Origin of the sequence: Aquimarina besae, from assembly GCF_042434905.1 — a bacterium.
GTDB lineage: Bacteria > Bacteroidota > Bacteroidia > Flavobacteriales > Flavobacteriaceae > Aquimarina.
This window is the reverse complement of sequence record NZ_CP170199.1, coordinates 4,397,522-4,412,781: the sequence shown is the minus strand read 5'-3', so window position 1 is coordinate 4,412,781 and position 15,260 is coordinate 4,397,522. Positions and strand designations below refer to the sequence as shown.

The following is a 15,260-nucleotide window of genomic DNA, read 5'->3' as shown; positions in this document are numbered from 1 at the left end:
CAGGTATTATTAATTTTAGAAGGCTTTTTTTGAATTATTCATATCTTTGAGTGATCAACGGCATAATCACATCTGTCGTTTAATTACGTATTTGAAATATGGTAAGTATAGTATTAGTAGATGATCATTTTTTGGTAAGAGATGGTATTCGTTCCTTGCTCGAGGAGGAAAAACAATATATAGTTATAGGAGAAGCTTCTGATGGAAAAGAAGCGATAGAGATTATTCAGTCGTTAAAACCGGATATAGTAATTTGTGATATCAGAATGCCCGAAATGTCTGGTATAGAAACGGTTGAAAAATTAACAAATCTATCTGTTTCTTCTAAAACCATAATGCTATCCATGCATGATTCTGATGAATATATACTACAATCTATTAACGCAGGGGCGGATGGATACTTACTTAAAGATGCTAGTAAAGAGGAATTTTTAAAGGCTTTATCTACGGTAAGTAAAGGGAATAAGTATTTTAGTGGTGATGTTTCTTCAATTTTAGTAAGAAATTTGCTAGAAAATAGTGGTGCAAAGAAAGAGGAAAAAGCTGAGGTTGTCAAACAAGAAAATGAAAACCTAAAGTCCAATCCGTTTGAACTTACAAAAAGGGAAAATCAAATACTTAAACTAGCGGTTTCAGGTATGACAAATAAGCATATTGCAGCCGAATTAGATATTAGTAAACGAACAACTGAGGTACATCGTTTTAATTTAATGAAGAAAATGGGAGTAAAGAATGTTCTGGAATTAAGTAAAAAAGCCAGAGATTATGGATTAATACCCTAAGTTGTTATAAATCTTTTGATATGCTAAGGTCAATGATTCAAATGCGTTAGTTAGTTTATTTGTAATTTCGTAAACGTCGCTTATTTCTAGTTTTAGTTGATAAAGTTCTATTTCTAAGCTTTTAATATTATGCCAAAAAAATAGAAGTTCTGCAATTTCCGATCTAACCCTATCATTGTTAAATTTAGACATTATTATTTGAATAACAGCAAGATCAAATTCTTCATAAATTGCTCTCAAATGAACTCCATATTCATTATTTTGTTTGTTGAAAGTTAGTCCTGCCACATAGTATAAACATACTCTTTGTGATAACATCCTTTGTCTTCCAGATATGTTGATGATATCTAGTAATGCTGCTTTTTCTTGATTTATATAATCGGATTTTTCAAAATAGGAATACTCTATTTGCTTAACTACATCATTGCATAATTTTAGTAATGTTGAATTTTCTTTTATAATTTTTTCTGCCGTAATAATATTGGGTATTTTTACTAAATGTTGCTGATAATTATTCCAGAATTTATCAACTTCTTGTAATTTTTTTGTTATAGAATAATCTGGTGAATTCTCTAATAACAAGGATAATTGCCGATTAAATAATTGTATGCAAGAATCCATTTCTTTTTTAGTTACAAAATTATCATATCCAATATTACGTATTAAGTAAGCTTTCGATATTTTCTGCGATAGCATACGTTGCTTGCCTGAAATATTAATTGCTTCGCCATACGAAATATTTCCATATTCTTGTGCATCTAATGGATTTCCACAACTCAATATTAAGAATATTAATAAAAAAATCTTGGTTGTATTCGCCATATTCATTGAGCTTTTTAAATAATCTTGAAAAGGAGAATGTTCTTACAAAACTTGAAAGTACTTTTTTTATTAAAAAAAAAGAAATAAAAAAGGTTATATTTTCCCCATTTTTTAATCTTTGAAATGTATGAATCTATATTAACTATGCTTACTTATGAGTTGATTACTTAAGACAATTTGTACACTTTGATTGATAAATTAAGTGGTTTTTGAACTTAGAATTTTTCAAAAAGCTTGGGTGTAAGTAATGTGCCTGCGTAATTTTATATCGGCGATGTTATCAGACAAATTGTTGTTTTAATTATGAAATTGGAAGAGAGAATTAAAAGAACCCGGGAATTGGGTCAGAGAAGTTTTTATTCCTCCCTGACCGTTTATATTTGAAGCAATTTTTAAATTTTTGAGACTCCCTCGTATAGGCCAGTTATTTTATTAAAAGACTTGGTTAATTGATTAGTCGTTGTAAACATTTCTTGTAAGGAAAAATCACCATCAAAAAGTCCTCTTTGATTCATTTGAAATTTTTCCCAGTAAGACATCACGGAACCTAACTCTTCCTCGATTTCAGTCGTGTTATGACTACTTATCAATAACTCGCCAATAGCGCTGTCAAATTCTGAGTAAACCTTAGTAAGGATTTTTTTATAATCCTCGCTATCACCTTTAAACATTGTATTTGCGGTATAGTATAGGCATAAACGCTGAGAGAGCATCCGCTGTTTACCTGACTTATTTATGATATTTACCAGTTCTTCATTCTTGTTTTGAAAAAATTGGTTATTATAATTAAAAGAATTCTCAATACTGATAACCACTTCATTACAAGCTTTCAGTAAGTCGGTATTTGATTTTACGATGCGTAAAGAGTTTTGGATGTCTGGCGGGCTGGTGATTACCGTCTTAAAATCTGTCCATAATTTCGTAACTTTTTTTAAAGATAGCTTTGTAGATGCGCTGGATGCATTTTGTGTTAATATTTGTAATTGTTTTTCGAAAATGAATTTGCTAGAATTCAATTCTTTTTTAATAGACTCGTCACTTATTCCTTTAGCCAATAATAAATAGGCTTTAGACATTTTTTGGGATAGCATTCGTTGTTTTCCTGATACGTTTACTGCTTTTGCATAAGTAATTGTTCCAAAACTATTGGATTGTCCAATCATATCTGTAAAAGGACATAATGTTATGAAAGCGATTAGTAGGGTAGTGATGTTACTTTTCATTATACAGCTGTTTAAGATGGGGGTTAGTTTTATTTTGGGTTGAACAGTAGGCAAACAAAAATTGACTACTCGTGATGGTTAAAAATCCATAACAGTTATAGACTAGGATCAGAGCGAAAATACTTATTTTTTATTCAAAACCAAACTTTAATACTTAGTTTTTAAAAAGAGAGTAAGTATCATCGATTTCTGGTTAAGTGGAAACCGTATAAATTTTATTTTTTAAACATATATTTATGATTATCAGTTATTTATATTTTTATTTAAATGGGGAAAATACATATCACTAATTTCTAAAACTTTCTGTTGTTAATTTGATAATCTGAATATAATTAAATTGAGAAATACGTAATTCACGATATAAATACGTATTTTTTTAGTTTAAAACTTTTTTATTAAGTAATAATACTTAATTTTGAATTGTTCTATTAGCTGAATTTTCAAAAACTGAATTATGAAAACAATGAATCTTAAAATATGGATGCTTTTAACTGCAATGGTATTTTTATCGTGTGGTGGAGAAAAGAAAAAAGAGCTTGCATCAAGCAAAACAGATACAAAAGGAGAGGTCTCAAAACTGCCAATAGAAAAACCTCAATTGACTTTTGGTTTTATAAAACTAACAGATATGGCTCCTTTAGCTATTGCTAAAGAAAAAGGGTTTTTTGAAGATGAAGGTTTATTTGTTTCGGTAGAGGCTCAGTCAAACTGGAAAAATGTTTTAGATCGTGTGATTGATGGACAATTAGACGGTTCTCACATGTTGGCGGGTCAGCCCATAGCTGCAGGTGCCGGTTTTGGTAGGCAAGCAGAGTTGGTGACTCCTTTTTCAATGGATTTAAATGGTAATGGTATTACAGTGTCTAACGATGTTTGGTCTAAAATGAAGCCTAATGTTCCAAAAGGCGAAGATGGAAAACCGATTCATCCAATTTCCGCAGAAGCGCTTAAGCCGGTTATTGAATCATATAAAAATGATGGGAAAGCTTTTAAAATGGGAATGGTATTTCCGGTTTCTACACATAACTATGAGATAAGATACTGGTTGGCCGCGGCAGGAATAAACCCCGGAATGTATTCTAAAGATAATATTCAGGGGCAGATTGATGCAGATGTACTGCTTTCTGTGACACCACCACCGCAAATGCCGGCAACATTAGAGGCAGGTACAATATATGGTTATTGTGTTGGTGAGCCTTGGAATCAGCAAGCTGTTTTTAAAGGGATTGGTGTTCCTGTAACTACTAATTACGATATCTGGAAAAATAATCCGGAAAAGGTGTTTGTAATGACTAAGAAATTTGTGGAGCAATATCCAAATACTGCTACGGCAGTAACCAAGGCGTTAATCAGAGCCGGAAAATGGTTAGATACTCCAGGTAATCGTCCTGAAGCAGTAAAAATCTTATCGATGCCTGAATACGTAGGCGCTGATGAGGTAGTATTGGCAAATTCTATGACAGGAACTTTCGAGTTTGAAAAAGGCGATAAAAGAGAAATGCCAGACTTTAACGTGTTCTACAGGTATGATGCAACCTATCCTTTCTACTCTGACGGTATATGGTTTTTAACGCAAATGAGACGTTGGGGGCAAATTCCTGAAAGTAAACCTGCAGAATGGTATGATAAAACGATCAAGGATATTTATCGTCCTGATATATGGACAAAAGCAGCGAATCTTTTAGTGGAAGAAGGTCATCTTGAAGCTTCAGAATTACCTAAAACCGATGGTTACAAACCTGCAACTTCGGATTTTATTGATGGTAATAAATACGATGCTAAAGATCCAATAGGGTATATAAACAGCTTTGGTATTGGGAATAAAGAAAATGTGGAGGGGGTCTCGAGTATTGAGAAATAAAAACAGAGCTCTTTTTTAAATAAAAAAGAAGGGAAGAAATTCTAGTGCGGAATGTGATATAGCATTAGTATCGTAACGAAAGAGAAATAAGTTTTAAATAAAATAAAATGAAAGATAGATCTATACATATTCTCAATTTTGTAGGATTAGGTTTTTTTGAACCAGCAATCAGACTGGCTACCGGAGAAGAGATTAAGAAAAATTTAATCGCTTTATTTAAAAAAGTGCTATTGCCGATATTGTCTGTGGGGCTTTTCTTGATACTATGGCATTCTGGTGCAACCTATTTATATAATGTAGAGAAGGATGCCAGGATAGAAAAGGCCTTGACTGATCAAGGAGAAACGGCAGCATTAGAAATGCGTGCTTGTATTGAATCTGGGGATGTTAGTTGTCAGCCTAATACATTGCCTTCACCTGCACAGGTATGGACTGCTTACAAATCACTTTTAGCTGATCATGCTGTTATATCAGATAAGAAAGCTGCTTTTGTAGACAAGGTTGCTGCTACTAATGCACAGCGAGAAGAGCAAGGTTTGGCACCTATCACTTATACAGGAAGACCATCTTTTGTCGATCAGATATTTACAAGTTTAAAAACGGTATTTGCAGGGTTTTTATTAGCATTATTCATTGCAGTTCCAATCGGGATTATGTTAGGACTGAGCAAAACGTTAAGGTCATCGGTAAACTGGTTAATTCAGATTTTTAAGCCAGTGTCTCCGGTGGTTTGGTTACTATTGGTTTTTATGATTGTAAAAACATTAACACGAGGTTCTGATTCTGATAGCTCTTTCATAATTTCCTTTATTAGTGTTGGATTGTGTTCGATGTGGGCAACATTGGTAAATACAAGCATGGGGGTTTCTTCTGTTGATAAAGACTATATAAACGTAGCCAAGGTGTTGCAATTAAGTGTGGCTCAAAAGGTGTTTAAAATCATTTTACCATCTTCATTTCCTTTAATTTTTACAGGACTAAGAATTACTTTATCTGTAGCTTGGATGGTGTTAATCGCTATAGAATTGCTGGCGCAAAGTCCTGGACTTGGTTCCTTTGTTTGGGAAGAGTTCCAGAATGGAGCAAATGATTCTAATTCTAAAATTATTGTAGCCATGTTTGTTATCGGAATTATTGGATTCTTGCTAGATCGTATAATGCTTACCATACAAAAGTTTGTCACCTTTACCGAAGAAACTGCTTAAAAAAAACATCGATTATGGCATATATAGAGTTAAGAAATGTATCCAAATCTTTTGGAACCGGAAAAGATCGCACTCAGGTGCTGTCTAATATCAATTTAGAGATTCAAGAAGGAGAGTTTGTGGCAATTGTAGGGTTTACAGGTAGCGGTAAGACGACCTTAATAAATCTTATATCCGGCTTGTTAATGCCTGATGAAGGTCAGGTTTTGTTCAAAGGTGAGCCTGTAACCGGTCCTAGTCACGAAAGAGGAGTGATTTTTCAGAATTATTCATTACTACCTTGGTTAAATGTGAGGAATAATGTCGGTATGGCTGTTAAAGAGGCGTTTAGAAAAATGTCTAAAAAAGATAGAAATAAGCGTGTAGAAGATTATGTGGAGATGGTGAACCTTTCTCCTGCTATTGGTAAACTTCCAAAAGAACTTTCGGGTGGGATGCGTCAACGAGTTTCTGTTACACGAGCCCTCTCGATGAGTCCGGAGGTGATCTTAATGGATGAACCTTTGAGTGCATTAGATGCGTTAACCAGAGGAAATTTGCAACAAGAAATCCTTAAAATTTGGAATAAAGATAAAAAAACTGCTTTGTTGATAACCAATGATGTGGATGAAGGAATCCTGATGGCAGATCGTATCATTCCATTAAAACCTGGTCCAAAAGCCACCCTTGGACCAGAATATAAGATAAACTTGGAACGACCTAGAGATAAAACAGCATTAAACCATGACGAAGAGTTTAAAAAACTCCGTAATAGTATCATGGAGTACCTTATTCAGATCGGTGAGCAAAGAGCTTCAAAAAAAGAGAATAACTATGTGTTGCCTGATATAAAGCCCAGGGTTAAACCTGTGCCTTTTAGGAGAATGAGTTTTAGCTAAAAAGAGAAGTATATGAATGCATTAGAAGAATTAAAAGTAAGGAAATCTGCTAACGGATTATTTGAAGATAAGTATATGCTGGATATTTCTCAGTTGACTAAAATATATCCAACTCCCAAAGGAGATTACGTAGTTTTAGATGATCTTGATTTAAAAGTAAAGCACGAAGAGTTCATATCGATTATAGGGCATTCTGGTTGTGGTAAATCTACGTTGCTTACCATGATAGCAGGTCTTAATCCGATTTCTAGAGGTACAATAGTAGCTGATAATCAAACTATAAAAGGACCGGGGCCTGATCGGGGAGTGATATTTCAATCACCTAGTTTATTGCCTTGGATGACGGCATATGATAACGTAATGTTAGGTGTTAAGCAAGTGTTTGGTCACGGAACCAAAAAAGATAGAGATGATATCGTAAAATATTATTTATCAAAAGTAGGTTTAGAAGACGCGATGTATAAGAAGGCGAAAGAGCTGTCTCAGGGGATGCAGCAGCGTGTAGGAATTGCTAGGGCATTTGCACTTAAACCAAAGGTGCTACTGCTGGATGAACCATTCGGAATGTTAGATTCTCTTACCAGAGGAGAATTGCAAGATGTGCTGATCGAAGTTTGGAATCAAGAAAAAATTACAGCAATTATGATTACGCACGATGTAGATGAGTCTATCTTTCTGGCAGATCGCGTTATTATGATGACCAGTGGCCCAAGAGCTAAAGTAGGCGACATATTGGAGATTGATTTTGAGCGCCCTCGTTTAAGAAAGGATGTTTTGGAACATCCAGATTATTATAAATATAGAGAACATTTAATAGATTTTCTTGAGCATTAGAATTTCTATTTAAAAAAGTAGGATATTGTATTATAAAAAACACCTCGTTTTCCTGTTTATTATGAACAGAAAAACGAGGTGTTTCTACATTTTTATTTCTTTAATGAACCTGGAAAGTCAGGTTTTTTTTGTTTTTGCTTTTTGAATTTCAAATTTTTAAGGGTTTCTGATTACGAAAAAAATAATATAAAGAAATATTTTTTCACTAAAACATAATTATTCTGGCAACACCCTTAAATTTTCAGGGGTAATTTATATTTTTATTTCATTTATACATAGATTTGTATTGTTTTTATGGGGTTATTTGTGCTTAAATCATATTTTTAGTTTGTTTTGCCCTATTAAAAATAGGGGTATAATTTTTAAGTGAATTTTTAAATGTTTGAAATATGAATATTGAAGAATTGATAACCGTGTCAATTACGGAGTTTTTGGATGTAGAGGTTCATAGAGATACCGGAAATCTTGATTTTTCTTCTAAAATTGAAATTGTAAAAAAACGAATTACAGACAAAGTCAAAAATAGTCCTGATGCCTATGGGATGGTAAATGGTTTTGAAGGATATGAATATGAAATGTTTTTTAGTAGTAATCCAAATGATATGATTAAAATTGATGGATGGATTCCTATTGATACCAGTAGGATTCAAAAGGCGGATAAAATTGAGGAATATATCGAAATAGGATTATTGAGAAAGATAGGAAGTTCTTTAAGCTAACGAACATTAGTTACATAATGGTTTTTTAACAATAATGTTTCGTAAGATCTGCTTCCTAAGAATGTAAAATATGAACCCAAAAATAATATGAATCATGAAAGTAAATGAATTAATCACTGAAGCTATAACCGAGTTTTTAGATGTAGAAGTACAGGGAGATACACAAAATCTAAATTTTGCTTCCAAAATAGAAATAGTAAAGAAACGTATCACTCATAAAGTTAAGAATAGTCCTCATTTGTTTGGTGTCAATGATACCTCTGATGCATATGAATATGAGATGTTTTTTAGTAGCAATCCTAATGATATGATCAAAATTGATGGTTGGTTACCTATTGATACAGGAAAAATTGAAAAAGCTGATAAGATACAAGAATATATAGAAATCGGATTATTACGAAAAATTGAAAAAGCGGCTTAACCTGCATTATCACAGTTCATAATTTTTCTTGAAAAAGGAAAAAGTTTTAAGCTCTGTTTAAGGAATATTGGTATATTTAAACTAATATTCTTTAAACAGAGCTTTTTTTTGTTTGCATTATTATGTTATTCATACTATGCTATGGTGTATAGAGATGTAGAAAAAGCCGAATGTAAAAGTAAGGTTAATGCAAGCAATCGAGGATTAAAACATACTGGAATTCCCTAAACAATTTAGTGTTTGAAACCTTAAAGATCTAGTAGCTTTAAGTGTTTCTTGTGTTGCCGGTTATGAGAAGTCATAACCGGTTTTTTTGTGTATAAGTTGATAAAAGTTATATCCTTAAAATCTAATAATCATTTTTTAAACCTGCATATTTTATCGAATTCATAATTTTTTATAATCTATAGAAGAAAAAGGTTTTGAAGTTATGATCAATACGTATTAATACTTAGTTTTGAAAGTAAACTTCAGTATTTCAAATTGATATATGGCTGCATTTAAATCTTATAAAACTACTTGTTCGTATTGTGGTGTTGGTTGTGGAATAATAGCCAAAAAAGATACTAAAGGAGTGATTACGGTAGAAGGAGATCCTGATCATCCGGTGAATAAAGGAATGTTATGTTCTAAAGGAATGAATTTGCACCACGTAGTACAGGATAAAAGCGATAGAATTCTATATCCCGAAATGAGATGGAGTAAAGCACACGAGCGCCAACGAGTGTCATGGGATCAGGCCTTTGACCGTGCCGTAGCTGTTTTTAGTACTATTATTGATAAATATGGACCTGATAGCGTTGGTTTTTACGTTTCCGGACAATGTCTTACCGAAGAGTATTACTTGGTTAATAAGCTTACCAAGGGTTTCATAGGAACAAATAATATAGATACTAATTCTAGATTATGTATGAGTTCTGCTGTAGCAGGGTATAAACAAGCTTTGGGTGAAGATAGTGTCCCTATCTCGTATAAAGATATTGAGTTAGCGGATTGTTTTATGATAGCCGGGGCTAATCCTGCGTGGTGTCATCCTATTTTGTTTAGAAGGATTGAAGCGCACAAAGAGAAAAACCCGGATACAAAGATTATTGTAGTAGATCCAAGAAAAACACAATCTTGTGACATTGCAGATTTGCATTTACAGATCATACCAGGGACCGATGTAATACTTTATAACGCTATAGCTAAACGATTAATTGATCGTAAAAGAATAGATAAGAATTTTATTGCAAATCACACAGATAATTTTGAAGAACTCAAAGAATCTATACAGTCAACATCGATAACAGAGGCAGCAAAATTATGTGGAATCACAGTTGCAGATATTAAAAAAGCTGCTTCTTACATCAGTAATGCCAAAGGGTTTATTACGCTATGGGCAATGGGGCTAAATCAAAGTTCAATAGGAGTGAATAAAAATAATGCACTTCTTAACTTGTCGCTGCTCACCGGCCATATTGGAAAACCGGGATCAGGTCCATTTTCACTAACTGGTCAGCCTAATGCTATGGGAGGTAGAGAAGTAGGAGGAATGGCAAATCTATTGGCAGTTCATAAAGATTTAAGTAATAAAGCGCATAGAGTAGAAGTTGCTAATTTTTGGGGAGGAAAAGAAATTTCTGATAAACCAGGATTGACCGCAACAGAAATGTTCGATGCTCTGGAGACCGGAAAATTAAAAGCAGTTTGGATCATATGTACAAATCCCTTGGTAAGTCTTCCCAACGTTCATAAAGTCGAAAAAGCATTAAAGAATGCTAAATTTGTGGTGGTTCAGGATATATCGCATCGTTCTGAAACTTTGGAGTATGCAGATTTAGTTTTGCCAGCTGCAGGCTGGGCAGAAAAAGAAGGTACGATGACAAATAGTGAGCGTCGTATTACCTATTTAAATAAAGTTATAGATCCACCTGGAGAAGCGTTACCAGATGCAGAAATTCTTTGGAAATTTGCTCAGCAAATGGGATATAAAGGATTTGACTATACTTCTCTTGCAGAAGTTTATAAAGAGTATTGTCAACTAACAAAAGGTACAAATATTGACATTACGGGTTTGAGTTATGAAAGATTAAAAAGTGAAGGTAGTTTTCAGTGGCCTGTGCCAGAAAATGGTCATCCGGGAACAGAGCGGTTATTTGAAAATAAGCGTTTTTACACAGATACAGGAAATGCTAAGTTTATAGTACCAAGATTTACCAAACCAACTTCAGAGTTATTGACAGAGAAACATCCGTTAATTTTAACGACGGGTAGAATTCGGGATCAGTGGCATACGATGACTAAAACCGGTAAAGTAAGTAGACTGCTTACCCATATTCCATATCCTTTTTTGGAGATGAATCAGGTAGATGCCTTCCTTAGGAAGATAAATGACGGTGATATTGTGATTGTAAAAAGTAAAAGAGGAAAGGTACAAGTAAAAGTTAAGGTAGGTGATACCATTGGAAAGGGGGTTGTGTTTTTACCAATGCATTGGGGTAAAGTATTAGGAAATGATTATGGTAGAGCAAATAATTTAACTACAAGCATTATTGATCCTATTTCTAAAGAACCGGATTTCAAGTTTACAGCAGTAGAGGTTTCAAAATTTGTAAAAAAGAAACAGAAAATTTGTATCATAGGGGCGGGGACAGCTGCGTATCGTTTTATTCAAACATATCGAGAGCATAATACAGAAGATGAAATCACAGTATTTTCTAAAGAACCATATCCTTTTTATAATCGGGTCTTATTGCCCGAGTATGTAAGTGAGGAACTTACTTGGGAGCAGCTACAGAAGATGCGGGAAGGTAGTATGGAATCTCTTAAAGTAACTTTATCTACGAGCAATCCGATTACCAAGATTAATAGAGAAGAAAAATATTTAATAGACAGTAAAGGAGAAAAACACGAATACGATGTTGTTTTAATGGCAACGGGTAGTCGTGCCTTTGTTCCAAAAGAAGTTCCGATTCATCTACCAGGCAGGTTTACGATGAGAGATCGAGGTGATGCCGACAAGTTAAAAAAGTACCTTGATGAAACCGGTTTACCCGAAAATGAACAACACGTCACTATCGTAGGAGGAGGTTTGTTAGGACTCGAATTAGCAGCAGCTTTACGTAAAAAAGATATAAAAATTACAATCGTACAACGAGGTAACCGATTAATGGAACGTCAGCTGGATATAGTAGCCAGTCGTCTATTGGCAGAAGATGTACGAGAAAAAGGAATACAAATTCATTTTGATAACGAGGTAGATACCGTTTTTAATCAGGACTCTGGATCTTTATTAGTAAATCTTAAGTCCGGAAAAACATTTCGATGCAATGCAGTCGTCTATTCTATTGGTACCATACCTAATATTGACCTGGCAAAAGCAATTGGTATTAAATGTAGACGAGGTATTGTAGTTAATCAATATTTACAATCAAGTGATCCCCATATTTTTGCGGTGGGAGAGATTGCAGAGTTTGAAGGTAACTTATTTGGTATTACCGCTGCAGCAGAACAACAGGCAGATATCGTTGCGAAATACTTACTAGGGGATTTTAGTGCGATCTATAGAGGATCTGTGTTTATGAATATCCTCAAGTTTGAGGATTTGGATCTTTGTAGTATTGGTAATATTGATATACCAAAAGATGACCCATCCTATGAAGAAGTAATTTTCATGGATGTTGGAAAACGATTTTATAAAAAATGCATTGTCAAAAACGATTGGCTGGTCGGAGCGATTCTGATGGGTGATAAAAGCGAATTTGCAGATTTCAAAAGGCTGATTGAAGAGAAGATAGAATTATCAGAAAAAAGAGATGAATTACTGAGGTCATCACAGCCGGATGAACCGGTGCTTGGTAAACTGATTTGTTCGTGCAGTCAAGTAGGTGACGGCAATCTAGAAGAAGCTATAAAATCGGGCTGCGAAGATTTTTCAGAACTGTGTATTAAAACAGGAGCAGGATTAGGTTGTGGCAGCTGCAAACCCGAAGTAAAAGAAGTGTTGAATAATGTACTACAATTAGCTTAGTATGGAAGGATTTATGCACAGAGTAAACATCAAAGGAGGAATTTTGTCACCTAGCGAATTGCAACGAATTATAATGTATGCCGAGGATCTGGGATTAGAAACATTTCATTTTGGATCCAGACAGGATATTATTTTTCCTTCAAAAGATGTAAACGGAAAATTACTTGAAGAGCATGAATCATTCAATGCGGATTTTTTTGCTCCTGAAATAGAACAGAACATAAGCTGTTCATATGTGTCTATTGATATTTTTAATTCAACCGTTTGGTTAAGGGGTACCACATATTTATACGTTTTAGAACAGTTTAGATATAGCCCCAAATTAAAAATTAATATTACGGATTCACAACAACAAATGGTTTCTTTGTTTTCAGGGGATCTTAATTTCATAGCTTCTACACACGAGGATTATTGGTATTTGTTTCTAAAACTGCCCGGTTGGGAAGAAGTTTTTTATCCCGTCTTGATATTTACCTGGGATATTGCTAAAGTAGCTCAGGAAATCGAAAAAATATATCGCAAAGTGAATAATATTGACGAGCTTTTTCAGTTTCTGAATGAGAGTATTGATACGAATAATCGAATGATTGAAAAACCACTCAACGTGAGTTTCAAACCATTTCCATACTACGAAGGAATGAATAAAATGGGTATCAATCAATACTGGTTAGGTCTGTACTGGAGAAATAATAAATATGATCTTCGGTTCTTAAAAGCGCTCTGTGAGTTTTGCATAGAATTTCGGATTGGTAAAATATGCTTGACACCCTGGAAATCTTTCGTGATTAAAGGAATTCCGAAAGAATGTAAATTAGCATTAGAAAAACTCTTAGGACAATTTGGTATTAATGTAAGACATTCTGCATTGGAACTAAATTGGCATCTCCCGGTGGCAAGTCAGAAGGCATTGGATCTGAAAAAATTTCTGGTTATGAATTTTGACCAAAATGATATCAGTACCTACGGTATGACATTTACCATAAGTATAAGACGTAACCAGAAAAGATATTTTACATCAGTAGTTATAGAGGAAAACAAAACACCAGAAAAGATAAAAGATTTTGTGGTTCGTCCAACGTTTAATGTTTTATATGCTAAAAATTTTGATCCTAATACACGCCAATATCTTGTGTATGCACAAGATGTAGATCAGATGGATTTACCTGCCATTTTATTAGAATTGACCAAAGCATATTTTCAAAACCTAGGAGAAGGAGATAAAGAAAGTTCTGACGGGATCGCGGCTATAAAGGAGAAAACAGAAATTGAGGTGTATCAATGTAGAGATTGTCAAACTATATATGACCCGTCTCTTGGTGAGGCATCATCGAACATACCCGCCGGAACAGAATTTGCTGATCTTCCTGAAAGTTATCAATGCGCACTCTGTGAAGCTTCTAAAGATAATTTTAAGCAAATGACCTTGGAAGTATTTTAAAGTCTGTGTTTTTCATCGTAATCCAGGTATTCTTCATCAATTCTCATTGGTTCATATACTTTGGTATGATTACTTGTGATGAAAATCCCTGTTCAGAACCGCCACGTCTTCTTGCACATACAGATCAACAATCGTTCGAACCTGACCCGAAAATTGTGCGTGTCTATAACGTAATTCTAAACTATCTTTACTAAGATAAGTAATCTGAAAGTATTTATAATCCTTTTCTATTCCCATTAATTCAGGTATCTGATTACTCTGTAGTTTGATAAAGTAATGCCCTTCCTTATTTTGGGTGATCTTCCAATTGGCAAGAAGAGAAGGACCGCACTCTCTTTGTTCTCCGTTGTTATCTTTCATCGTCATATCGGGTAGGTAGGTAATTTTATAGGATAAAAAACAACCTGCCATATTCATTCGCGTGCCATCGTTATGTCTTTTTGCAATTTTCCAGGTCTTCCCAGAGGTTCCTGCAATTAGCTCTGTAGCATTTTCCGGAATTTGGTAAGGTTCTTTTTTCGTAGAACAAGAGACTAACATAACAACAAGAAATAGGAATAAGGTGAATGGACATGTTTTCATAAGTTGATGATTGGTTTTTGTTAATGCATCAAAAATTGTTCCGATTTACAGTGTGATTTTTTCTTCATTTTCAATTTAACTTCCGATAATCCTTTTGACGATTTTGAAACGATAGATATTACTAAAAAACAAAAATATATATCTATAATCAATAAGTAATCAGTTTTTTATTGAGGAGATATCCCAGTAAAAATTACTGTACGTTCACTTTTTCACTTAGTGTGTCTAAAAGTTTTTCCAAAAAAAATCGAAAATCTATGGTAACAAATCTATTTCTCAAGACACGTATATATGATGCGGTAATTTTTCCGCCTTTGAGAATAATAATCGTAATGTTAATAAATTGTTAAATATACATCGGTGATTATTTATACAAAGAGTGAAGTTGTGTAGTTCATCTTTATAAAATGTAGATCAACTTATACTCCTTATAAAAAATGAATAGTATCAAAATAGGGGCAAATTTCTATTTGTTGTAAAGGG

Annotated in this window: 12 protein-coding genes; 9 read left to right on the top strand and 3 right to left on the bottom strand. The window is 33.9% G+C overall.

Features of this window, described 5'->3' with window-relative positions; genetic code table 11:
• Nucleotides 1-98: 98 nt before the first annotated feature.
• Nucleotides 99-782 carry a response regulator gene (locus ACE94K_RS19510; RefSeq protein ID WP_378176414.1) on the top strand — a complete coding sequence of 228 codons (684 nt, stop codon included), beginning with the start codon at nucleotides 99-101 and terminating at the stop codon, nucleotides 780-782.
• Here ACE94K_RS19510 and ACE94K_RS19505 read toward each other — a convergent pair.
• Together ACE94K_RS19505 and ACE94K_RS19500 are read right to left on the bottom strand one after the other, a co-directional pair.
• Nucleotides 771-1,604, bottom strand: coding sequence for a type IV pili methyl-accepting chemotaxis transducer N-terminal domain-containing protein (locus ACE94K_RS19505; protein ID WP_378176411.1), 834 nt, complete (start codon nucleotides 1,602-1,604; stop codon nucleotides 771-773). The two genes, ACE94K_RS19510 and ACE94K_RS19505, sit on opposite strands and share 12 nt — an antisense overlap.
• A gap of 392 nt (nucleotides 1,605-1,996) precedes the next feature.
• Complete coding sequence (locus ACE94K_RS19500; RefSeq protein WP_378176408.1) at nucleotides 1,997-2,827, bottom strand: type IV pili methyl-accepting chemotaxis transducer N-terminal domain-containing protein; 831 nt, start codon at nucleotides 2,825-2,827, stop codon at nucleotides 1,997-1,999.
• Nucleotides 2,828-3,281: 454 nt separating this feature from the next.
• On the opposite strand from ACE94K_RS19500, the gene ACE94K_RS19495 reads away from it, so the two are divergent.
• The 8 genes from ACE94K_RS19495 to ACE94K_RS19460 all read left to right on the top strand — a co-directional run bounded on the left by ACE94K_RS19495 (nucleotide 3,282) and on the right by ACE94K_RS19460 (nucleotide 14,195).
• Nucleotides 3,282-4,688 carry a CmpA/NrtA family ABC transporter substrate-binding protein gene (locus ACE94K_RS19495; protein WP_378176405.1) on the top strand — a complete coding sequence of 469 codons (1,407 nt, stop codon included), beginning with the start codon at nucleotides 3,282-3,284 and terminating at the stop codon, nucleotides 4,686-4,688.
• A 107-nt stretch (nucleotides 4,689-4,795) separates the two neighbouring features.
• On the top strand, nucleotides 4,796-5,893 hold the full coding sequence (locus ACE94K_RS19490) for an ABC transporter permease (RefSeq protein ID WP_378176402.1): 1,098 nt from the start codon (nucleotides 4,796-4,798) through the stop codon (nucleotides 5,891-5,893).
• 14 nt (nucleotides 5,894-5,907) lie between these two features.
• Nucleotides 5,908-6,771, top strand: coding sequence for an ABC transporter ATP-binding protein (locus ACE94K_RS19485; protein WP_378176399.1), 864 nt, complete (start codon nucleotides 5,908-5,910; stop codon nucleotides 6,769-6,771).
• A 12-nt stretch (nucleotides 6,772-6,783) separates the two neighbouring features.
• Nucleotides 6,784-7,605 carry an ABC transporter ATP-binding protein gene (locus ACE94K_RS19480; RefSeq protein WP_378176396.1) on the top strand — a complete coding sequence of 274 codons (822 nt, stop codon included), beginning with the start codon at nucleotides 6,784-6,786 and terminating at the stop codon, nucleotides 7,603-7,605.
• Nucleotides 7,606-7,994: 389 nt separating this feature from the next.
• A complete protein-coding gene (locus ACE94K_RS19475; RefSeq protein WP_378176393.1) occupies nucleotides 7,995-8,324 on the top strand; it encodes a hypothetical protein in 330 nt (109 codons plus the stop codon).
• A gap of 94 nt (nucleotides 8,325-8,418) precedes the next feature.
• The gene (locus ACE94K_RS19470; protein WP_378176390.1) at nucleotides 8,419-8,745 is read left to right on the top strand and encodes a hypothetical protein; all 327 of its coding nucleotides are present in this window, start codon (nucleotides 8,419-8,421) and stop codon (nucleotides 8,743-8,745) included.
• 490 nt (nucleotides 8,746-9,235) lie between these two features.
• Nucleotides 9,236-12,757 (top strand): molybdopterin-dependent oxidoreductase, encoded by a 3,522-nt coding sequence (locus ACE94K_RS19465; protein WP_378176387.1) that lies wholly within the window; start codon nucleotides 9,236-9,238, stop codon nucleotides 12,755-12,757.
• A gap of 1 nt (nucleotide 12,758) precedes the next feature.
• Nucleotides 12,759-14,195 carry a rubredoxin gene (locus ACE94K_RS19460; protein ID WP_378176385.1) on the top strand — a complete coding sequence of 479 codons (1,437 nt, stop codon included), beginning with the start codon at nucleotides 12,759-12,761 and terminating at the stop codon, nucleotides 14,193-14,195.
• Nucleotides 14,196-14,264: 69 nt separating this feature from the next.
• Here ACE94K_RS19460 and ACE94K_RS19455 read toward each other — a convergent pair whose 3' ends face one another.
• Nucleotides 14,265-14,777, bottom strand: a complete 513-nt coding sequence (locus ACE94K_RS19455; RefSeq protein WP_378176382.1) for a hypothetical protein — start codon at nucleotides 14,775-14,777, stop codon at nucleotides 14,265-14,267.
• Between the last annotated feature and the right edge of the window lie 483 nt (nucleotides 14,778-15,260).